This is a genomic window from Halobacillus sp. BBL2006, from assembly GCF_000786645.1.
Taxonomy (GTDB): domain Bacteria; phylum Bacillota; class Bacilli; order Bacillales; family Halobacillaceae; genus Halobacillus.
Genome location: NZ_JRNX01000487.1, coordinates 1 through 669 on the forward strand (window position 1 = coordinate 1; position 669 = coordinate 669).

Below are 669 nucleotides of genomic sequence, written 5' to 3' on the forward strand. Positions count from 1 at the left end.
TGTGCGGGTGATCGATTATGCTGACTACCTGCCTGCCAAGGATAACGTACTTCACAAACAGCTTATTAATCGAATTTTTGTAAGGGACCTCGCCTGCGTCTTCGGAAATACCCTCCTCCCAGGTGAGGCAGGTACATCCATGAGAAGACCCGAATACGTGTTGTCGCACCTTTTATTTGAGAAATGGTTTGATCCATCTGTCTTTCCATTGCAAGCTAACAATTCTCTCAAAGCACTGGAGTATGGGGATGTCATGGTCCTGAACAAGGATGCGGTCTTTATTAATACAGGAATCCGAACAAGCATGGAAAGCATCCAGATGATGAAAAGGAAAATTTTTGAGGCGGGATTCTCTGAAATCGGTGTAATTGACCTCCCTCGACGACCAGACACGATGCATTTGGATATGAACGGAAATGTTGTCGGTAAGGACCTATTTCTAGCTAAAAGCTATATGCGTTTTTTCCCCGTCCATATTTTAAGTGAAAAAGAAGAGCGCTTCGAGATGACGGAGGCATTTCTGAACCGTCACGGGTTTGAGGTGGAATGGACTTCTGAGATCAATCATACCGTTGCTGATATAAATTTTCTGAACATAGACCCAGAAACCCTGTTGGTCAGTAAGAAGGCAAATAAGAAAATCTTCTCTCATCACCCTAAGCTGAAAAA

The 669-nt window shown here is 43.5% G+C and carries 1 protein-coding gene; it reads left to right on the plus strand.

What is annotated here, in order from left to right; genetic code table 11:
* Positions 1–669: arginine deiminase family protein (locus tag LD39_RS14405; protein WP_035548484.1), on the plus strand; the 669-nt coding region annotated here is incomplete at both ends.